We start from the raw sequence: 19,239 nt of genomic DNA, 5'->3' as shown, positions 1-19,239 counted from the left end.
AAAAACCGGCTTTCGCCGGTTTTTTTTATGCCTGTTGCCTACTACCCGTAGGAGCGAATTTATTCGCGAATAAGCGGATCACCGCCCGATTGCCCCCACAGACTGGCTTATTGAGCAGCCTGGCTCAGAATCAGCTGACCATTCTTGTCCACAGGGATCTGACTCCCCGGATCATTGGCCATACGGACCTGTCCAACCTTCTCGTTCAACTTGTACTTCACGTTGTAGCCCACGACCTTGTCGCTGATATCGTTGACGGTATTGCAACGCGTTTCAGTCGTGGTGTAGGTATCGCGGTTCTGCATGCCTTCCTGAACCTTGTTACCCGCATAACCACCGCCTACCGCACCGGCGACCGTGGCAATCTTCTTGCCGTTACCGCCACCGATCTGGTTACCGAGCAAGCCACCCGCCACAGCACCGATCACGCTACCCACGATCTGATGCTCGTCCTTGACCGGAGCACGGTGGGTAACGGCGACATCCTTGCAGACCTCACGAGGGGTCTTGATTTGTTCCTTGATCGGCTCGACGGCCAACACATCTGCATACTCTGGGCCGCCCTTTACCAGGCTGTAGGTGGCAACAGCGCCACCAGCGGTAACGACAGCAGCACCCAACACAGCACCAACAAGCAGAGACTTGTTCACTTTGAACCTCCTGACCTACGGACGCGTAGATTCTTTCCTACGCACTGCCAAGCCTTGGAGCATAAAAAAAGGCGCGAGTTCCGAAAACTCGCGCCTTTTCATTTCTTCATTTCCAGTAGGAGCGAATTCATTCGCGAATGGATTGGCTCCCACCACAGCTGGCCATCAAGGCAAATCATCCGCCTTCTCGGTGACAACCGGAGGAATCAGATCCTCGGTGGTCAGGTTCAGCCAGATCAGCATCACGTTGGCGATGTAGATCGACGAGTAAGTACCCGCCAGAACACCGATGAACAACGCGATGGAGAAGCCTTCCAGGCTGTCACCACCGAACGCCCACAACGCAATGATTGCCAGCAGCGTCGAGACCGAAGTCGCGATGGTGCGCAGCAATGTCTGGGTGGTGGAGATGTTGATGTTCTCGATCAGCGAAGCCTTGCGCAGCAGGCGGAAGTTTTCACGGACCCGGTCGAACACGACAATGGTGTCGTTGAGCGAGTAACCGATGATCGCCAGCACCGCCGCCAGAACCGTCAGGTCGAACGTGATCTGGAAGAACGACAGGATACCCATGGTCACGACTACGTCGTGAATCAGGGAAATGATCGCACCGACCGCAAACTTCCACTGGAAGCGGAAAGCCAGATAGATCAGAACGCCACCCAGGGCCAGCAACATGCCGATACCACCCTGGTCACGCAGCTCTTCACCGACCTGCGGGCCGACGAACTCGACACGCTTGACGGTGGCCGGGTTATCGGCACCCGCCTTGCGCAGCGCGTCGGCTACCTGAGTACCCAGTTGCGGGTCTTCACCCGGCATGCGCACCAGCAAGTCGGTGGTCGCGCCGAAGCTCTGCACCACAGCCTCGTGGAAACCGGCCGAAGCCAGCTCCTCACGGACCTTGCCCAGATCAGCAGGACGCTCGTAGGTCAGCTCGATCAGCGTACCGCCGGTGAAATCCAGACCGAAGTTAAGCCCTTTATGGAACCAGCTGAACAGCGCCAGTGCAGTAAGGAGCATGGTAACGGCGAACGCGACATTGCGAACGCCCATGAAGTTGATGGTACGTAACATGGCAGCCCCTTAAATCCACAACTTCTTGAAGTCACGACCGCCGTAGATCAGGTTGACCATTGCGCGGGTCACCATGATGGCCGTGAACATCGAGGTAAAGATCCCGAGCGACATGGTCACCGCAAACCCTTTGACGGGGCCTGTGCCCATCGCAAAGAGAATGCCGCCGACCAGCAGCGTCGTCAGGTTGGCGTCGAGGATCGCCGTGTAGGCACGATCGAAACCTTCGTTGATTGCACGCTGCACACTCATGCCATTGGCGATTTCCTCACGAATCCGCGAGAAGATCAGCACGTTGGCGTCGACCGCCATACCCATGGTCAGAACGATACCGGCAATACCCGGCAGGGTCAGTGTCGCACCCAGCAGAGACATCAGCGCCAGCAGCATGACCATGTTGAAGGCCAGGGCGACCGTCGCGATCAGACCGAAGAAACGGTAGATCGCCATGATGAACAGCGAAACGAACAACATGCCCCACAGGGAAGCATCGATACCCTTGGTGATGTTGTCGGCACCCAGGCTCGGGCCGATGGTGCGCTCTTCAGCGAAGTACATCGGTGCCGCCAGACCACCGGCGCGCAGCAACAGCGCCAGCTCGGAGGACTCACCCTGGCCGTTCAGACCGGTAATCCGGAACTGGCTGCCCAGTGGCGACTGGATGGTCGCCAGACTGATGATCTTCTTGTCTTCCTTGAAGGTCTGCACCGGCACGTCTTTCTCGACGCCATCGACCATCTGCTTCACATAGGTCGTGACCGGACGCTGCTCGATGAAGATCACCGCCATGCTGCGACCCACATTACTGCGGGTTGCGCGACTCATCAGCTCGCCACCGTGACCATCGAGGTTGATGTTCACCTGTGGACGGCCGTGCTCGTCAAAGCTCGCCTTGGCGTCAGTCACCTGGTCGCCGGTAATGATCAGACCACGCTCGACCGCTGCTGCAGGACGTCCGCCTTCGCGGAACTCGAACATCTCGGTCGTGCCTTTGGAATCATCAGGACCTGCGCCCAGACGGAACTCCAGGTTGGCTGTCTTGCCGAGAATACGCTTGGCTTCGGCAGTGTCCTGCACGCCCGGCAACTCAACCACGATACGGTTGGCGCCCTGGCGCTGAACCAGAGGTTCGGCAACACCCAGCTCGTTGACCCGGTTACGTACGGTGGTCAAGTTCTGCTTGATGGAGTAATCGCGAATTTCAGCCAGCTTGACGGCTGTCAGCGCCAGACGCAGAACGGGAATACCGTTCAACTCGGCAGGCGTGATATCGAAATCGGTGAAGGTCTTGCGGACCAGGGCACGGGCCTGTTCACGCTCGGCATCGTCGGTGAACCCCAACTGAATGACGTTGTTGACCTGTGGAAGGCTGCGATAACGCACCTTTTCCTTGCGCAACAGGGTTTTGACTTCGCCTTCATAGACTTTCAGGCGAGCATCGATGGCCTTGTCCATGTCCACTTCCAGCAGGAAGTGCACACCACCGGAAAGGTCCAGACCCAGCTTCATCGGGCTTGCGCCCAGGTTACGCAACCATGTCGGGGTAGTACGGGCCAGGTTGAGTGCGACGACATAGTCATCACCCAAAGCCTTGCGCACCACATCCTTGGCTGGCAACTGATCTTCCTGCTTGCTCAGACGCAACAAACCGCCCTTGCCATTCTCAGCCAGAGAAGAGGCCTTGACCGCGATACCGGCATCGGCAAGAGCCTTGCCTGCACGGTCCAGATCCGCCTGACTGACCTGCAACGCAGTACTCGCGCCGCTGATCTGGATAGCCGAGTCGTCAGGGTAGAGATTGGGTGCGGAATAAATGAAACCGATCGCCAGCACCGCCAGGATCAGTACGTATTTCCACAGAGGGTATTTGTTCAGCATCACGCCGCCCGCTTAGAACGCGGGGCGCCTTGCGCGCCCCGTCGATTGGTAAAAGATGGTACTCAGATCGCTTTCAGGGTGCCCTTTGGCAGAGTGGCAGCGATAGCGCCCTTCTGGATTTTCAGCTCGACAGTGTCGGAAACCTCGATCACCACGAAATCGTCGGTCACCTTGTTGATCTTGCCAGCGATACCACCAGTGGTAACGACTTCGTCGCCCTTCTGCAGGTTGCTGAGCAGGTTTTTCTGCTCTTTGGCGCGCTTGGCCTGTGGACGCCAGATCATCAGATAGAAGATGACCAGGAAGCCGACCAGGAAGATCCACTCAAAGCCGGTGCCTGCAGGACCGGCAGCCGGTGCAGCAGCATCCGCGAAAGCGGGAGAGATGAAAAAGCTCATTTAGCGCTCCAATTGCATAATTAGTATAAGAAACACGAAAAATCGGTTCTGTTTCAGCCAAGCGGCGGCGTTGGAAGGCCGCGTTTGGCGTAGAAGGCATCGACGAAGGCGGCCAATGTACCTTGTTGAATAGCCTCGCGCAAACCAGCCATAAGCAGCTGGTAATGCCGCAAATTGTGGATCGTATTGAGCATGCTCCCCAACATTTCGCCGCACTTGTCCAGGTGATGCAGATAAGCGCGGGAGAAGTTCTGGCAGGTGTAGCAGTCACAGGTCGGATCCAGCGGCGAATCATCATGGCGATGGAACGCATTACGGATCTTCAGAACACCGGTATCGATGAACAGATGGCCGTTGCGGGCATTGCGGGTCGGCATCACGCAGTCGAACATGTCGACTCCGCGGCGCACACCCTCAACCAGATCCTCAGGCTTGCCTACCCCCATAAGGTAACGAGGTTTGTCTGCTGGCATCTGGCCTGGCAGATAATCCAGCACCTTGATCATCTCGTGCTTGGGCTCGCCTACCGACAAACCGCCAATGGCCAGGCCATCGAAACCGATCTGGTCCAGCCCTTCGAGCGAGCGCATGCGCAGGTTTTCATGCATGCCGCCCTGCACGATGCCGAACAGCGCCGCCGTGCTCTCGCCATGAGCGACTTTCGAGCGCTTGGCCCAACGCAGCGACAGCTCCATGGAAACCCGAGCGACGTCTTCATCAGCCGGGTACGGCGTGCATTCGTCGAAAATCATCACGATGTCCGAGCCCAGGTCACGCTGGACCTGCATCGACTCTTCCGGCCCCATGAACACCTTGGCGCCATCGACAGGAGAAGCGAAGGTCACGCCCTCCTCCTTGATCTTGCGCATGGCACCCAGGCTGAACACCTGGAAACCGCCGGAGTCGGTCAGGATCGGCCCTTTCCACTGCATGAAATCGTGCAGGTCGCCGTGGCCCTTGATGACCTCGGTGCCCGGACGCAGCCACAGGTGGAAGGTGTTGCCCAGAATGATCTGCGCGCCGGTCGCCTCGATATCCCGAGGCAGCATGCCCTTGACCGTGCCATAGGTGCCCACCGGCATGAACGCCGGGGTTTCCACCACGCCACGAGGGAAAGTCAGGCGACCGCGACGAGCCTTGCCGTCAGTGGCCAGCAGCTCGAAAGACATACGACAGGTGCGACTCATGCTTGATCCTCTGGGGCCGATTCCTGCGGAGCAGTCGGCGCGGGATTGCGGGTGATGAACATCGCATCACCGTAACTGAAGAAGCGGTACCCATGCTCGATGGCCGCCTTGTAGGCCGCCATGGTTTCGGGATAACCGGCGAACGCCGAAACCAGCATCAACAGCGTGGATTCAGGCAAATGGAAATTGGTCACCAGCGCATCGACCACATGAAACGGCCGACCTGGGTAGATGAAGATATCGGTGTCGCCACTGAAGGGTTTCAGCACGCCATCACGCGCCGCGCTCTCCAGCGAACGCACGCTGGTGGTCCCGACCGCAATCACCCGCCCGCCCCGCGCCCGGCACGCGGCCACGGCATCGACGACTTCCTGGCTGACTTCCAGCCATTCGTTGTGCATGTGGTGATCTTCGATGCGGTCCACGCGCACCGGCTGAAAGGTGCCAGCGCCCACGTGCAGCGTCACGAAAGCCGTCTCGACGCCCTTGGCGGCAATCGCCTCCAGCAGCGGCTCGTCGAAATGCAGACCTGCCGTCGGCGCAGCCACCGCACCGGCACGCTCGGCATAGACCGTCTGATAACGCTCGCGGTCAGCGCCTTCGTCCGGGCGATCTATATAAGGAGGCAACGGCATATGCCCGACGCGGTCCAGCAGCGGCAGCACTTCCTCGGCGAAACGCAGCTCGAAGAGCGTGTCATGACGCGCCACCATCTCGGCCTCGCCACCGCCATCGATCAGAATCGACGAACCCGGCTTGGGCGACTTGCTCGACCGCACATGCGCCAGCACCCGATGACTGTCCAGCACCCGCTCGACCAGAATCTCCAGCTTGCCGCCGGACGCCTTCTGCCCGAACAGACGTGCGGGAATCACACGGGTGTTGTTGAAGATCATCAGATCGCCAGAGCGCAAATACTCAAGCAAATCAGTGAATTGACGATGCGCCAGCTCGCCGCTCACCCCGTCCAGGGTCAACAGACGACTACTGCGCCGCTCGGCCAGCGGATGGCGAGCAATCAGGGAATCAGGAAGATCGAAGGTAAAGTCAGCAACGCGCATGATGGTGTTCGATAAGCAGGGCCGGGGAGTTTATCCGGTTTGGACGGATTAGTAAAAAACCTGCAAAAAACCTTGTTGACCAATGATATGCGCATCCCTATACTTCGCCGCCATTGAGCCCTGATGGCGGAATTGGTAGACGCGGCGGATTCAAAATCCGTTTTCGAAAGGAGTGGGAGTTCGAGTCTCCCTCGGGGCACCAAACAGCAAGACACCCAAGCGGTTGCAGAGCTTGGGTTTAAAAGAAACCGGCCAGTTGAGCCGGTTTTTTTGTGCCTGGGTTTTGGTGATTGCAGGGGCTGTAGGAGCGAATTCATTCGCGAATCAGCATTCCAGGCAATACATGTCCTTTTAATGTACCGGCCTATCGCGACTGAAGTCGCTCCTACAAGTCCGGCGCCAAACCACGACTTAACGCACCCTCTTTTTGACCCTCTTTTTTCAGACTCCGTCGCCCCCTTTAAAATCAATAACTTACGAGAGCCACAAAAAAGAGGGTAAAACAGCTTCAGGCAGGTGGTTTCTCTTTAAAAACGGAGAGTTATTAGGCAAGGTGTCTACTTCACTGCCGTGTAGGCAGCTTAGAAACAGGTGAGCCGCAATCGAAGATCGTGCAACGCCTTCACTGCCGTGTAGGCAGCTTAGAAAATACGACGTCCGCATTCACAGCGCTGGCAAATCTTCACTGCCGTGTAGGCAGCTTAGAAAGATGGTCACGCTGTCTTCTACAGACTGCCGCACTTCACTGCCGTGTAGGCAGCTTAGAAAACAGCGAATGGACGTTTGCACATCACACCTGCCTTCACTGCCGTGTAGGCAGCTTAGAAATTTACCCACCAAAGAGAACACCCACCATGGGCCTTCACTGCCGTGTAGGCAGCTTAGAAACAGTGACCGGGCGACGACTGCAAAAGCCAATTCTTCACTGCCGTGTAGGCAGCTTAGAAACTCCAGGACACAAGCGGCAGACCGGTAATCACCTTCACTGCCGTGTAGGCAGCTTAGAAAGGCGCTTCCAGGCTTACCGCTGATGTCTTTACCTTCACTGCCGTGTAGGCAGCTTAGAAAACCGCCAGAACTGGCGGGCTCGGCAGGTGATTCTTCACTGCCGTGTAGGTAGCTTAGAAACGTTGAACGAGGCAGTCATAAACCAGGTGATGCCTTCACTGCCGTGTAGGTAGCTTAGAAAGACCCCACGTACACATTTTTTCCCGTTTCAGGCTTCACTGCCGTGTAGGTAGCTTAGAAATGACAGCGAGCAGCGAGCTCTTCGGGATCAGCCTTCACTGCCGTGTAGGCAGCTTAGAAATAACGTGTTGGCTTCTGTCACCGAGGCGTCGACTTCACTGCCGTGTAGGCAGCTCAGAAACATGTATTCATGTCGTAGAACTCGGCGGGCAGCTTCACTGCCGTATAGGCAGCTTAGAAAATCCTCGAAGTGCAGGAAGAGTGCGTTGTTGGATTCACTGCCGCACAGGCGGCCCAACCCTCATGCCAGTCAAATCCTACACCACACTTACACACGCCCCACAACCACCTACTCCCCATCCCCTCACCCAAACTGAATCCCCTCATTTTACCAACCCAGCCCCCAAGCTACCCTTCCCGTCATTCGCTGCCCCAGCAGCGACCGGGTTTGGCGACCCGATCTAAAGATAAATTCCCCCATCGCGAAGCAGTCGATTTATTCTTCTGCGCACTGCGTTATGGCGGTTGTGTGCGGGAGGCCTTCGGGTCTGCCGGGTTTATCTTTTTACCGGTTCGCCAACCCTCACACAGCTGCCTCCATTTGTTTGGCGACAATCCGTGGCAGCTTTTTTCAGCGACCATAAAAAGTGTGCCTCTATGCAAAAGCTTCTATCCGACTCCCCGTGTACATCCTCCTTCCAAGCCACCCTCTTCCTGCGACACAGCCGCATGCTCCGCGCCATATTCACCGAATCCCAAGCTTGGTTCTGTCTCTCAGACCTTGCCCGCCTGATGGGCCAAACCCTGGGTGAGCGGTCGGCGCTCAAGCTGGATGCGGATCAGCGTCGGGTTGTGTGGTTGCAGGCCAATGGCAAGTGGCAAAAGCAGTTGATGGTCAGCGAGTCAGGGGCGTTTGCGTTGTTGGTTCATCATTACGTGCCTGAGAACCGGGCGTTGCGGCAGTGGCTGACGCATGAGGTGTTGCCGGTGCTGCATGGGGCGCAGAACGTGACGCTGGATAATCCGAGGCTGAGCCATTTGCACTGGCCGGGTACGTCGTTGAGTGTGATGCAGTGGCGTGATGAGCAGTGGATTCGGTTGCGGGATATGCCGAGTGTCGCGCCGGAGGTTTTACCTTTGCCTGAGCGTGGATTCTGGCGGAAGGTGATGGGGCGCTGAGATAACAGAGTGATTGAGTAAGGCCGTGTGGCTTATACGGCCTTGCTACACCGGATAGACATCGGTGGCAGAACTGACGCCTTCCCGGATAAATCCGGTCCTACAAATTCATACCGATCAGTTAAGGCCAATCCTACGCCACACTCACACCCGCCCTACAACCACCTACTCCCCATCAACCAACCCAAACTGAATCCCCTCATTTCCCGCACCCAGCCCCCAAGCTACTCTTCCGACGTTCGCTACCAATTCAGCGACCGGGTTTGGCGACCCGACAAAGCTAAATCTCTCCCCATCGTGATGCCGGCGCTTTATCCTGTCGGCTCATCGCGTTATGGCGGTTGTGTGCGGGAGGCCTTCGGGCCTGCCGGGCTTGGAGATGGCTACCGGTTCGCCAACCCACACACAACTGCCACCCATTGTTTGGCGACAATTCGGGCAGTTCCATCAGCCATTTCCGATGAATGAAAACCATGCAAAATTTCAACAGCGATATTCCTTGTACCTCCCACTTTGAAGCCACCCTCTTCCTGCGCCACAGCCGCATGCTCCGCGCCATTTTCACCGAATCCCAAGCCTGGTTCTGTCTCTCAGACCTTGCTCGCCTGATGGGCCAAACCCTGGGTGAGCGGTCGGCGCTCAAGCTGGATGCCGATCAGCGTCGGGTTGTCTGGTTGCAGGCTAACGGCAAGTGGCAAAAGCAGCTGATGGTCAGCGAGTCGGGGGCGTTTGCCTTGTTGGTTCATCATTACGTGCCTGAGAACCGGGCGTTGCGGCAGTGGCTGACGCATGAGGTGTTGCCGGTGCTGCATGGGGCGCAGAACGTGACGCTGGATAATCCGAGGCTGAGCCATTTGCAGTGGCCGGGTACGTCGTTGAGTGTGATGCAGTGGCGTGATGAGCCCTGGATTCGGTTGCGGGATATGCCGAATGTTGCGCCCGAGGCTTTACCTTCGCCTGAGCGTGGGTTCTGGCGGAAGGTGATGGGGCGCTGAGATAACAGAGTGATTGAGTAAGGCCGTGTGGCTTATGCGGCCTTGCTGCACCGGGTAGACATCGCTGGCAGAAGTGGCGCTTTCCCGGATAAATCCGGTCCCACACAGCCTGTACAGATAGGTGTCGTGCCGGGAGCGCGAAACCATTCCACGCTGGAATGCACATCATGAAAATTGTGAATTTTTGTTATTCCGGCAAATGGCTATAGTGGCGATACACGCCCCGGGGCCACACCTTGGGCGTTTCAGTCGCGACTCAATAAAAATGAATATCGGAGCCTGCCATGCCGTTGAAAGAAGAGTTCGATAACCCGCAATTCAAGAAAGGCCTGGAGGTGCGTCGCGAGGTGTTGGGCGCGGCTTATGTGGACAAGTCGGTCGATGAGGTCGAGGACTTCATGATTCCGATGCAGAAGATCACCACCGAATGGTGCTGGGGTGAGGTCTGGACTCGTCCGGGGCTGGAGCGCAAGACGCGCAGCATGCTCAATCTGGCCATGCTCACAGCTCTCAACCGGCCCAACGAGGTGCGTCTGCATGTGCTGGGTGCCTTGAACAATGGCGTGACGCCCGCCGAGATTCAGGAAATTCTTCTGCAGGCCTGTATCTACTGCGGCGTGCCGGCAGCGCTCGACAGTTTCAAGATTGCCAATGAAGTGGTGAAGAAGTTTCAGGCTGATCAAGCCGCCGATCAGGCGTGACCTGAACGATGTCTTCCACTGGACCTCAACTCACCGCACGACAATGGCGGGCGATGGCGGCGATTCTGGTGTCCATCGCGCTGGCAACGCTGGATATCGCCATTGCCAATACCGCCCTGCCCGCGATTGCGGCAGATCTGAACACGCCACCTGCCGCGGCAGTGTGGATCATCAATGCCTATCAACTGGCAGCGGTGGCGACCCTGCTTCCGTTGGCAGCGCTGGGCGGTGTCATCGGGCCGCGCAAGATTTACCTGGGCGGCCTCATCTTGTTTGTCGTGGCTTCCGGGCTGTGCAGTCTGGCGGATTCGTTGAGCACGCTGATCGCTGCACGGGTGCTGCAAGGCCTGGGTGCCAGTGCGATCATGAGCGTGAATACCGCACTGATCGGCCAGATATTTTCGCGGGAGCATCTGGGGCGCGGGGTGGGCCTGAATGCTCTGGTGGTGGGCACCGCTTTTTCAATCGGCCCGACCGTGGCCTCGCTGGTGCTGTCAGTCGCCAGTTGGCCCTGGCTGTTTGCGATCAATCTGCCTATCGGGCTGTTTGCCGTAGCCTTCGCCTGGAACTCCTTGCCCACGGCTCATACCCGCGCCGAGCAGCCTTTTGATTACAAGACGGCGCTGTTGAACACGATCACGTTCGGCGCACTCATCTTTGCATTAGGTCAGGCCGCACAACTGGAATCCATGTTCAGTGTGCTGTTCGGGCTGGGTGTATTTCTGATCGCCGGGGCGTTGATGTTGCGTCGCGAGCGCAATCATCCGGCGCCGATGTTTCCGCTGGATCTGCTCAAGCGTCCGATGTTTGCCTTGTCGGCCCTCACTGCGTTTTGTGTGTTCACGACTCAGGGGCTGGCGTTTGTGTCTTTGCCGTTCTTTTTTGAACGCACGCTGGGCCTTGATCCGATCCAGACCGGTTTTCTGATGACGCCGTGGTCGGTTGTGGTGGCGGCCATCGGCCCCTTTGCCGGGCGGCTGTCGGATCGTTATCCGCCGGGGGTGCTGTGCAGCATCGGGCTGGCCATCTTGAGTACTGGCATGCTGTCGCTGCTGTGGATGCCTGACCATCCTTCGACCAGCGAAATCGTGGCTCGCATGATTTATTGCGGGATCGGGTTCGGCTTTGTTCAGGCGCCCAACCTCAAGGCGATCATGACCACCGCCCCGAAGGAACGAGCCAGTGGTGCCAGCGGGACCGTGGCCAGTTCCCGTCTGATTGGGCAGGCGACCGGCGCAGCGCTGGTTGCCCTGTGTTTCGGGCTGGTCGGCGACAGTGGGCCAAGCCTGGCATTGGCGGTGGGTGCAGGTTTTGCGGCGGCGGGTTGTGTGGCCAGCAGTTTGCGGATGGTGGCTCGGTAACGCCTTCCCGGATAAATCCGGTCCCACGGATCAAGTCGAACAGTTGAGGTTATTGAATAACCCTGTGGGAGGCCTTTTAGCCATGCAGAGATAGCACGGTGAACATTGCATTCATCGTGTCCGTTGCCTATATTCCCGCTCGGCGCTATCCACGCCACCCTCCGCGGAAAGGGCTGCGCCCAGGATCATGCGTCACCCCATTTGTCATTACGACTCCCGACCTTCAAGCGGACAAGGTTTGTGCAAGGAGATCGTATGTCTACTCGTTCTGCGTCATTGCCCAATGACGGCCGTATCAACCTTGAGCAGCAGCGCAAGCGTGCCAAGGAGCTTTTGCAGCGCATGAAAACTGGCGCTGCGCCTGATGAGCTTTCGCTGATTTCACGTACTCATTCCTCCGCGTCTGTGACCTTGTCCGACGCCCAGTGGCTGATCGCTCGGGAGTTGGGTTTCAGCAGTTGGCCCAAGCTCAAGGCCCATGTGGATGCGGTGGATTTTGCGGCGCGGCACCCGGACTTCGAGGCCAGTGATGAAGCGCGAACCGTGCATTGGCGGTGCGGCAACGACATTGCGCACAGCCTGCAACTGGCGGGGTTCAAGGGTTCGTTCCGGATGCTGACGGACCCGCTGTGCATGGGGCCGGTCCAGGATCTGCCTGCCGAGGCGTACAAGGCGCTGCGCAGCCAGTTCATCAACGAGGCTTTCGGGATTGAGGTGGCCGATGCCGCTCGACGGTTCGATGATGAATATTCCAACCTCATGCAGTTGAGCGACGCCGCCCATAGCGTGCTGTGGTGCGAAGCGGATGCTTATGATCAGCTTTTCCTGATCAGGGCGTTGGCAGGCCTTGAGCGTTTGCCGCGCAAGCTTGAGCTGATCGAGGTGGACCGGGTGCCCGGCGTCCAGCGCTTCATCGGTATCGGCCAACTGGCGCCGGATGTGCTTGCCTGGCTTTGGCCACAGCGCAAGCTGGTGGATGAAGACGCGCTGCTGTTGGCGCGTCGGGCATGGCTGGCGTATTGCGATTCATCTCCTGTGGAGCTTGCGAAACTGGCGCATGACACCCATGCCGCCCTGCCCTTTCTCGCGCCAGCGCTGCTGCGGCAATTGCAGGAGTTACCGGGGATTCAGGATGGTTTGTCACTCACTGAGCGCCTGACGTTGCAGTATGTGGACGAAGCTGGCCCGGTAACCTGTGGCAGGGTTTTCGCCGAGCTGATGGCCAAGCGCGAACCGCTGCCGTTTCTGGGAGACATGATGTTTCACGCAATGATGCGGCCACTGATCGATACTCCGCGTCCCTTGCTGATCGAGTCGGAGACTCACCTGGAATGGCCTCGCCGCTTGTTGACGATTACGGAGCTGGGCAAACAGGTGTTGAGTGGCGCGGCGTATTGGCCGGAACATGCGACTCATGAGCGTTGGGTCGGTGGCGTCTGCGTTCGTCCCGGTCAGCCTCATTGGGGGATTGATGAGCAGGTGCGGCCGGTCTGGCGTGAGTCACTTGCGGGCATGTAGCAAAGTGGATGGGCGCGCAGCCTTCAGAAGAGAATCGAGGTTGCGCGCCCATTGAAAATGCTGCGTATTAACTCTCACCCGACCAGTACCAAATCGTATCGCCCCAGCTTGAACCGCTGATGTCAGGCATGATTTCGCCTTGCTGGAAATGGCGTCTTGAGTTGGCTTGGGCGGGGGTGAACCAGTAGCCGGTTTTGCTGCAGGGTTGACCAGCATCTATGCGGGCAACTTGAGACTCATTGGCAGGTTGATAATTTCTTGCGTATTCGACCAAGTCTTTTGGATAAACCATATGGTCTATTTTGCTGTCGTCTATGCCGTATAAAAATGCAATGGCTCCTGCCTCAAAAGCCCAGTATCCCACGTATGTTCCGTCCTCTCCCTGGAGATGGGTATCGTGCCAAGGAGCTTGTTTAAAGGCCGGATACCATTGTTGGCAATATTTCTTCAAGAGTTTTGATGCCTCCTCTTTACTATCGACATAGATCGCTTGAATAAGAGGCGTGTAAACATCGTGATACCATTGATCCACATCATATCGATCAGGCATCACCTTACTCAACAAGGCCTCATAGAGAGTGTCATCCCCTGCATAACCCGCCTCGTCTATGAGTTTCACAAAGCGAGGTAATAAATCAGTACGATGCAAAAGTATGCACAAACTGATGACCTGAACTGCTTCTTCGTATTGATTCGGCCAATCATCTATTGCCAATGGAGATATTTTTGGTAACCCCTGATACTCAGCCAACGCCTTTTGACGAGTTTCGTATTTCTCAATCAGCTCCTCAAGGAGGGGCAGTAAAGAAACTATTTTCTCTCCTGCGGTATAAGCGGCCAGAAGCCTGTCCAATGCAAGACTTTGAAAGTACCTTGAGCGAAGAGCTGCCTCCTCTTCAGGAGAGTCAGACTGAAAGATATTCTTTTTAAAAAACTCTATTACTTCATCATGCTCTCTCAAAAAATTACTGTAGTGTTCCTGACTGAAAAAATTTTGTCTTTTTTCCATATCGTCACACCTCAACCTTCAAGCACACTGGTTCGTCGTACTTTCTGGCTGACGCCGGTGATGATGTTGTCGAGTTCGGCGCGCAGTTTTCCGGCATCGAAGACCTGTTTGAGCAATTGGTGACACCCTCGAACAGCAGTCATAAAGAGAGTCACTTCTCACCCGACCAGTACCAAATCGTATCCCCCCACGTCGAGTCGCTGATGCGCGGCATGATTTCGCCTTGCTGGAAATGGCGTCTTGAGTTGGCTTGGGCTGGGGTGAACCAGTAGCCGGTTTTGCTGCAGGGTTGGCCGGCATCTATGCGGGTAACTTGAGTTTCATTGGCAGGTTGATAATTTCTTGCGTATTCGACCAAGTCCTTCGGATAAACCATATGGTCTATTTTGCTATCGTCTATGCCGTACAAGAAGGCAACAGCGGCAGCCTCAAAAGCCCAATAGCCGACATAGTTTCCATTGTCGTCTTCAATATCCAAATGACTATCATGCCAGTTAGTTTGCAAATTCTTGAAGGCCGGATACCATTCTTTGCAATATTGTTTTAGTAAGTCGCTAGCCTCTTCTGGGTCTTCTGCATAAATAGCTTTGATAAGCGGTGTATAGAGTTCGTGATACCACTCGTCCAGATCCGCACGGTCAGGCAAATGCTTACGAAGCAAATCTTCATAAAGAGTATCTTCATGTGCATACCCTGCACGATCCAGCAATACGACAAAGCGATTCAATAAATCTGTACGGTGCAACAATACGCAAAGACTAATAACTTGCAGACACTCTTCATACTGTCCGGGCCAGTCATCGATAGCCAATGGAGAAATATCAGGCTCACCCTCTTCATCAGCAAGTGCTTGTTGAAAGATCTCATAATTCTTTATGAGTTTTTCAAGGCGAGGAACAAGGCTACTTATTGACTCGCCAGCAGTGTAGCTTATCAATAAAGCATTAAATGCCGCCCCTTTAAAATACTTGGTGCGCAGTGATTTCTCTTGAGCAGGAGAGTCAGCCTGCATCGTTTCACCTATCCAGCGTGCTTCTGTTTCATCGTAAAGCTTTATGGATTTTTGATAGTAAGAATCAAAAATGAATTTTTGTCGTCTATTCATGCTGTTTGCTTACCCTCTTCTTGCAGAATAACCAAGTTGCCAAATTTATTTCTGAGCGAAGCCAGCCGTTTGTTGACGGCTACGCGCACTTCCTCTTCGTCGTAGTGAAAGGCTGCATGCTCACGATGAGCAGTTTCGGCAGAGTTTGCCAATTGTGCTTCTGCATGGTCTTTGGGACTTTTGCTTGGATGATAAAGAGGGGTAAAGAAAAGATGGCGGCTATATGATTTCATAACCTCCTCTTTTAAAAGTATATCGCTTATTGCAAGTGATAGTTTTTCTTCAATCCAGACTCGACTCATTTGCACAAAATATTTTTTCTTGGATCCAGACTTGGTGCCGTTTTCAGCAGGCTTTTTCTTGGGTTCGACTTGGGTTGATTTTCCGCCCATTTTCCCTCCCGTCTTTCCGCCAGACTTTCTACTTGGTGACTCAACTGAACTGCCTTCAGCATCAAGGATGGGCTCAAGTAATTCGACAGGATCTACTATTCCTGAGAGCCCTAGCTTTGAGGCAATCTTTGGTTTAGAGTCTGCAACCTGCAAGAATTTCGGAGCATCTTCTCTCTTGCTAGCCTTGGCTTCGACAATAGCAAAATTTTTGCCATTATTATTTTCCGGATCTGCTCGCCAAATTGAATCAATCCCTACACCATTAGCACCATCAGTTAATTTATAAAGTGCATGTCTTTTTTTGGGACTGCCGCCTTTTGAAAGCTTCCCAAGTATGGTGCTACTTGGTTCTTTACCTAACCACTTCCCATCGCCCCCTTTATCGTGTCCATCCCATTGTTTTCCCCACCCAAAAGTATCCGCACAAATATAGTCTGCAATATGTTCGCCACAGACTCCAAGTCCTTCATTTAGAATCTCGGAAGTTTTTATGCCTAATTGGGCATTCGCAGGTTTATTTGAATGGCCTGCGCTGGGATCATCCATACCCTGCGTCGCAACGGTCGGGTCTTTACTCGCTGGCTTTTCTGCCCTTTTCGGAAGACTTGATCCAGAAGAAGCCGCCGAGCTATTACGCTGCATCCCCTTCCACTTCACCAGCCGCTTCTCAACAATCCCCACCATAGCTGGCATGTTGTCCCGAGATGCCGCGAGGACTGTGACGACTGAGGTTTTAGCCCAGTTGGGCAGGCTCTGAAAGGTCGACGAGCCCTTGACGCCGGTGATGATGTCGTCGAGTTCGGTGCGCAGTTTTCCGGCATCGAAGACCTGTTTGAGCAGTTCTTCGGGGCTGGTTTTGATGCCGCATTCCTGCAGTACGAAGCGCAGCAGGTCGAACAGCACCGGGGCGTAGCGCTGGGGGTCTTTGTTGACGATTCGCAGGCTTTTCTTCAGGCCGTCACCCGGCCCCGGGATCCAGCCGATGACGGCCATCAACAGATCGAATTGCGCATCTTCCTTGCCATCGGTCGTTTCTGCGTTGTAGAGAACGATAGAGGATTCGATGGTGTCGTAGGCATCGATGGCCTGCCCCAGAAACGGTACGGCACCCAGCGCGATACCTTTGGCCAGCTCAACAGCGGCTTCCTGATAGGCCGCGCTACGGTCGTCATCACCTTTGTGTGCGCCCGCGGCTCCTTTCTGACTCATGACAGCCTCCCTGCAGCTTTTTCCACCAATGCCTGTAAATCAACCTGATCCGGGTCCAGGCCGAGTTTGCGTAAATCTTCATTCACCTTTTCGTCCGAGCTCTGAACAACCGCTACGCTTTCGCGGTTGAACGGCCTTGGGTCTTCGCCGTAATACACCTTGGCCGGGCCTTTGGGGACGTCTTCCAGGCGGGCAAATCCGTCGTCGTCCAGTACGCCTTCTCGGGTCGAGCCATCGGCAAACTCAACACGATAGGAGGCGCCGGGCACCGGCTCAAGGTTGTCGTAATGCAGGTTCAGCTCCAGCCAGGTCGGGTTGGCCTTGGCGGCTTTCATCAATTGCCCGGCTCTGTCGGCAGCGGCGAGGCCCGGAATCAGCGGAGCCAGAATTCCAAGCCCGGCTCCGGCCCCCGGCGCCCCACCCGAATTGGTCTTCACCTGCGCCCCACTGATAGTCACACCACCGGCATCAATCTTGATGAAACTCCCGCCTGCCTTGGCCGTGAATTCCATGCCGCCTTCCAGCACCACCTTGTCGCCCGCGTAGTAGTGAATCTCCGTCCCGGCTTCGACGAACTGCCCCGTGCCCACTTTCACGTGCTGGGTGGCGCCCACGGTCAGGTGGTCGTCGGCACGGGCTTCGGTCTTGCGGTCCAGATGGGTGATGCGGTGCTCTTCGGCCTTGAATTCGCTGAAGGTGTTGGCTTCGACCGTGTCGTGGCGCTCGTTGCCGATGCGGATCTTCTGGTCGTGTTCGATGTTTTCATCCCAGTCGCGCTGGGCGTGCAGGTAGATCTGTTCCGCGCCTTTCTTGTCTTCGATGCGAAACTCGTTGTAGCCCTTGCCGCCCGGTGAGCTGAGGGTCTTGAAGGTGCTGCGGGTCTTGTGGGCTGGCAGGTCGTAGGGGACGACGTTTTCCTTGTGGAATAGGCAGCCGGTGATCAGCGGTTGGTCGGGGTCGTTTTCAAGGAAGGTGACCAGCACTTCCATGCCGACTCGCGGGATGGCGATGCCGCCATAGGCGCTGCCAGCCCAGCCGGTGGCGACCCGCAGCCAGCAACTGGTCTTGTCGTCGGCCTGCCCTTCACGATCCCAATGGAACTGCACCTTGACCCGACCGTACGGGTCGCAGTGAATCTCTTCGCCTTTTGGTCCGGTGACGATGGCGCTCTGGCTGCCGATGGTCAGGGGTTTGGGATGGGCCAGTGGCGGTCGGTAATGGGCGTCCCACGGGCTGACCAGAAAGCGGTTGCGGTAGCCCTGGTGGAAGTCGTCCTTGTTGTCGGTGACGTCGCTGGTGATGTTTTCGCCCAGCACTTGCGGCTGCTTGCCTTCGTGGATGACTTCCTGCAGCAGCCAGAGGTCGTTCCACTCGGTTCGCGGGTGTTCACTCAAGGCCAGAAAGTGGCCCGTGACCAGCGTCGGCTCGTCGCCTTTGCCCTCGGCGAGCTGGTAGTCGCTGCGATGGCGCTCCAGGGCGCGGGTCGCCAGTTGCTTGCCACGGGCACGGTCGGTGAAGCGGCCGGGATAGTCGTAGTCTTCAAGGTCGGGTGAAAAGCCGCTCTTGGCGCTGCTTTCGGGCAGGAGGCTCGGTTTCTCAAAGTCGTAGTCGCGACGGCTGACGCGGGTGGTGCGGGTTTCCAGGCGCAGGTTGAAGCGCTTGATGACCGGTTTTTCGGCCGCCATGCCGGAATCCTGCTGATAGCTCACGGGGGCGAGTTTGCGGAACACCGTCTGGTCGTCGCCAAACACCAGCGTGTGGCCGCTGGCGGAGTGCTGGAAGTGGAAGTGAATGCCCTCTTCTTCGCACAGACGCTGGATGAAATGCAGGTCGGACTCGTCGTACTGAACACAGTAATCGCGCTCGGGATAGGTCGCACCGAGTTGAAAGCGGTAGGCATCGGCCAGAATGCCTCGCGCCTCCAGAACCTGAGCGATGATCTCTGGCACCGTCAGGTGCTGGAAGATCTGCTGATCATGGTTGTGCTGCAGGTAGGCGAGTTGCGGGACAAGGCTGATGCTGTAGCGGGTCAGCTTCTTGCCGGAGTCGCCTTGTTCGATGCGGTAGACCAGACCATGAATGAGGCCTTTTCCCGTGGCACCGAAGGTCAGGCTGCCGCGCTTGTGCAGCAGTTCTTCGAGCTTCAGATCAGGACGGCTGCTGACCAGTTCGATATCGAAACGGTAGGGCTGATTCAGGGCTTCGCGACCGATGAAGCTGAGGACTTGCAGATCGGTGGAAACGCCTTCGAGCGCCAAGGATATATGGGTAGCGTTTGCGTCCAGCATGCCGTGAATTTCATCCAGTGAAATAACAGAGTGCAGGATGGTG

At 56.3% G+C, this 19,239-nt stretch carries 16 protein-coding genes, 1 tRNA gene and 1 CRISPR repeat array; of the genes, 6 read left to right on the top strand and 11 right to left on the bottom strand.

Annotated features, from left to right (window positions below):
• Nucleotides 1-107: 107 nt before the first annotated feature.
• The 6 genes from KQP88_RS05450 to queA all read right to left on the bottom strand — a co-directional run bounded on the left by KQP88_RS05450 (nucleotide 108) and on the right by queA (nucleotide 6,251).
• A complete protein-coding gene (locus tag KQP88_RS05450; RefSeq protein WP_117164476.1) occupies nucleotides 108-650 on the bottom strand; it encodes a glycine zipper 2TM domain-containing protein in 543 nt (180 codons plus the stop codon).
• Nucleotides 651-815: 165 nt separating this feature from the next.
• On the bottom strand, nucleotides 816-1,727 hold the full coding sequence (gene secF / locus KQP88_RS05445) for a protein translocase subunit SecF (RefSeq protein WP_025258827.1): 912 nt from the start codon (nucleotides 1,725-1,727) through the stop codon (nucleotides 816-818).
• Nucleotides 1,728-1,736: 9 nt separating this feature from the next.
• On the bottom strand, nucleotides 1,737-3,605 hold the full coding sequence (secD, locus tag KQP88_RS05440; RefSeq protein WP_122320922.1) for a protein translocase subunit SecD: 1,869 nt from the start codon (nucleotides 3,603-3,605) through the stop codon (nucleotides 1,737-1,739).
• Nucleotides 3,606-3,667: 62 nt separating this feature from the next.
• Nucleotides 3,668-4,003: a preprotein translocase subunit YajC gene (gene yajC / locus KQP88_RS05435; RefSeq protein ID WP_025258825.1), complete on the bottom strand. Its 336-nt coding sequence runs from the start codon at nucleotides 4,001-4,003 to the stop codon at nucleotides 3,668-3,670.
• 53 nt (nucleotides 4,004-4,056) lie between these two features.
• Entirely contained in the window at nucleotides 4,057-5,172 is a 1,116-nt protein-coding gene (tgt, locus tag KQP88_RS05430; RefSeq protein ID WP_198726944.1) for a tRNA guanosine(34) transglycosylase Tgt, read from the bottom strand.
• A 14-nt stretch (nucleotides 5,173-5,186) separates the two neighbouring features.
• Nucleotides 5,187-6,251 (bottom strand): tRNA preQ1(34) S-adenosylmethionine ribosyltransferase-isomerase QueA, encoded by a 1,065-nt coding sequence (queA, locus tag KQP88_RS05425; RefSeq protein ID WP_216705050.1) that lies wholly within the window; start codon nucleotides 6,249-6,251, stop codon nucleotides 5,187-5,189.
• A 117-nt stretch (nucleotides 6,252-6,368) separates the two neighbouring features.
• Between queA and KQP88_RS05420 the strand changes: the two genes are divergently transcribed.
• From KQP88_RS05420 to KQP88_RS05395, 6 genes are all read left to right on the top strand, one after another.
• Nucleotides 6,369-6,453, top strand: a tRNA-Leu gene (locus KQP88_RS05420).
• Nucleotides 6,454-6,811: 358 nt separating this feature from the next.
• Nucleotides 6,812-7,680: a CRISPR direct-repeat array (repeat unit 28 nt; unit sequence CTTCACTGCCGTGTAGGCAGCTTAGAAA).
• A gap of 416 nt (nucleotides 7,681-8,096) precedes the next feature.
• Nucleotides 8,097-8,618 carry a BRO-N domain-containing protein gene (locus KQP88_RS05415; protein ID WP_216705049.1) on the top strand — a complete coding sequence of 174 codons (522 nt, stop codon included), beginning with the start codon at nucleotides 8,097-8,099 and terminating at the stop codon, nucleotides 8,616-8,618.
• Between the two features lie 473 nt (nucleotides 8,619-9,091).
• A complete protein-coding gene (locus tag KQP88_RS05410; protein WP_216705048.1) occupies nucleotides 9,092-9,613 on the top strand; it encodes a BRO-N domain-containing protein in 522 nt (173 codons plus the stop codon).
• 284 nt (nucleotides 9,614-9,897) lie between these two features.
• Entirely contained in the window at nucleotides 9,898-10,314 is a 417-nt protein-coding gene (locus tag KQP88_RS05405; protein ID WP_095067095.1) for a carboxymuconolactone decarboxylase family protein, read from the top strand.
• Between the two features lie 8 nt (nucleotides 10,315-10,322).
• The gene (locus tag KQP88_RS05400; RefSeq protein WP_253950552.1) at nucleotides 10,323-11,675 is read left to right on the top strand and encodes an MFS transporter; all 1,353 of its coding nucleotides are present in this window, start codon (nucleotides 10,323-10,325) and stop codon (nucleotides 11,673-11,675) included.
• A 255-nt stretch (nucleotides 11,676-11,930) separates the two neighbouring features.
• Entirely contained in the window at nucleotides 11,931-13,193 is a 1,263-nt protein-coding gene (locus KQP88_RS05395) for a DUF1835 domain-containing protein (protein ID WP_216705047.1), read from the top strand.
• A 67-nt stretch (nucleotides 13,194-13,260) separates the two neighbouring features.
• On the opposite strand, the gene KQP88_RS05390 is transcribed toward KQP88_RS05395, so the two are convergent.
• Genes KQP88_RS05390 through KQP88_RS05375 form a run of 5 tightly spaced genes read right to left on the bottom strand, consistent with a single transcriptional unit; the run spans nucleotide 13,261 to nucleotide 19,196 of the window.
• A complete protein-coding gene (locus KQP88_RS05390) occupies nucleotides 13,261-14,202 on the bottom strand; it encodes a PoNe immunity protein domain-containing protein (RefSeq protein WP_216705046.1) in 942 nt (313 codons plus the stop codon).
• 11 nt (nucleotides 14,203-14,213) lie between these two features.
• Nucleotides 14,214-14,345, bottom strand: a complete 132-nt coding sequence (locus KQP88_RS25375) for a hypothetical protein (RefSeq protein ID WP_260406495.1) — start codon at nucleotides 14,343-14,345, stop codon at nucleotides 14,214-14,216.
• 8 nt (nucleotides 14,346-14,353) lie between these two features.
• Nucleotides 14,354-15,307: a PoNe immunity protein domain-containing protein gene (locus tag KQP88_RS05385; RefSeq protein WP_216705045.1), complete on the bottom strand. Its 954-nt coding sequence runs from the start codon at nucleotides 15,305-15,307 to the stop codon at nucleotides 14,354-14,356.
• On the bottom strand, nucleotides 15,304-16,908 hold the full coding sequence (locus tag KQP88_RS05380) for a hypothetical protein (protein ID WP_216705044.1): 1,605 nt from the start codon (nucleotides 16,906-16,908) through the stop codon (nucleotides 15,304-15,306). Before KQP88_RS05380 ends, KQP88_RS05385 begins: the two co-directional genes overlap by 4 nt.
• A complete protein-coding gene (locus KQP88_RS05375) occupies nucleotides 16,905-19,196 on the bottom strand; it encodes a type VI secretion system Vgr family protein (protein WP_216705043.1) in 2,292 nt (763 codons plus the stop codon). Before KQP88_RS05375 ends, KQP88_RS05380 begins: the two co-directional genes overlap by 4 nt.
• Nucleotides 19,197-19,239 lie beyond the last annotated feature (43 nt).

It is taken from the genome of Pseudomonas lijiangensis (genome assembly GCF_018968705.1).
In the GTDB taxonomy this organism is placed as follows: domain Bacteria; phylum Pseudomonadota; class Gammaproteobacteria; order Pseudomonadales; family Pseudomonadaceae; genus Aquipseudomonas; species Aquipseudomonas lijiangensis.
This window is presented reverse-complemented; position numbering and strand designations above follow the sequence as displayed.

What these genes read in the sequence shown, in the direction of transcription:
- secD (WP_122320922.1), bottom strand. Translation starts at nt 3,605, where the DNA reads ATGCTGAACAAATACCCTCTGTGGAAATACGTACTGATCCTGGCGGTG.
- KQP88_RS05375 (WP_216705043.1), bottom strand. Translation starts at nt 19,196, where the DNA reads ATGCTGGACGCAAACGCTACCCATATATCCTTGGCGCTCGAAGGCGTT.
- secF (WP_025258827.1), bottom strand. Translation starts at nt 1,727, where the DNA reads ATGTTACGTACCATCAACTTCATGGGCGTTCGCAATGTCGCGTTCGCC.
- KQP88_RS05385 (WP_216705045.1), bottom strand. Translation starts at nt 15,307, where the DNA reads ATGAATAGACGACAAAAATTCATTTTTGATTCTTACTATCAAAAATCC.
- KQP88_RS05405 (WP_095067095.1), top strand. Translation starts at nt 9,898, where the DNA reads ATGCCGTTGAAAGAAGAGTTCGATAACCCGCAATTCAAGAAAGGCCTG.
- tgt (WP_198726944.1), bottom strand. Translation starts at nt 5,172, where the DNA reads ATGTCTTTCGAGCTGCTGGCCACTGACGGCAAGGCTCGTCGCGGTCGC.
- KQP88_RS05400 (WP_253950552.1), top strand. Translation starts at nt 10,323, where the DNA reads ATGTCTTCCACTGGACCTCAACTCACCGCACGACAATGGCGGGCGATG.
- KQP88_RS05410 (WP_216705048.1), top strand. Translation starts at nt 9,092, where the DNA reads ATGCAAAATTTCAACAGCGATATTCCTTGTACCTCCCACTTTGAAGCC.
- KQP88_RS05415 (WP_216705049.1), top strand. Translation starts at nt 8,097, where the DNA reads ATGCAAAAGCTTCTATCCGACTCCCCGTGTACATCCTCCTTCCAAGCC.
- queA (WP_216705050.1), bottom strand. Translation starts at nt 6,251, where the DNA reads ATGCGCGTTGCTGACTTTACCTTCGATCTTCCTGATTCCCTGATTGCT.
- KQP88_RS25375 (WP_260406495.1), bottom strand. Translation starts at nt 14,345, where the DNA reads ATGACTGCTGTTCGAGGGTGTCACCAATTGCTCAAACAGGTCTTCGAT.
- KQP88_RS05390 (WP_216705046.1), bottom strand. Translation starts at nt 14,202, where the DNA reads ATGGAAAAAAGACAAAATTTTTTCAGTCAGGAACACTACAGTAATTTT.
- yajC (WP_025258825.1), bottom strand. Translation starts at nt 4,003, where the DNA reads ATGAGCTTTTTCATCTCTCCCGCTTTCGCGGATGCTGCTGCACCGGCT.
- KQP88_RS05380 (WP_216705044.1), bottom strand. Translation starts at nt 16,908, where the DNA reads ATGAGTCAGAAAGGAGCCGCGGGCGCACACAAAGGTGATGACGACCGT.
- KQP88_RS05395 (WP_216705047.1), top strand. Translation starts at nt 11,931, where the DNA reads ATGTCTACTCGTTCTGCGTCATTGCCCAATGACGGCCGTATCAACCTT.